1 protein-coding gene is annotated in these 253 nt (G+C 38.7%); it reads left to right on the top strand.

Annotated features, from left to right (window positions below; genetic code table 11):
- The coding region (locus FQ664_RS27610) for a hypothetical protein (protein WP_218570444.1) at positions 1–253 on the top strand (253 nt) is incomplete at both ends.

Raw genomic sequence — 253 nt, 5'->3', positions numbered from 1 at the left:
TTATTAACCCACCTTGAAGATTTGGGTCTGGTTAGTGGTTTAGTCACTACTCCAGACTTTTTGAAGGATCCGGAATTTTTAAATCAGCTATTGCTTCGGGGTTTGGATCATTTGGTTTTAGATGCTGATCCTTGTATGACAGAATATCGAACCTTACTAAATACCATTCTTGATCATGACCTCTTTACCTGCTTGCGCATGCCCTACAAAGCGACTACAGATTACACTGAAATTATGGAAGAGCTTTTTAAAC

The sequence above is a fragment of the Pseudomonas persica genome, assembly GCF_900291015.1.
Taxonomy (GTDB): domain Bacteria; phylum Pseudomonadota; class Gammaproteobacteria; order Pseudomonadales; family Pseudomonadaceae; genus Aquipseudomonas.
Note: the sequence above shows the minus strand (reverse complement) of the source record. Positions and strands in the feature narration are given on the sequence as shown.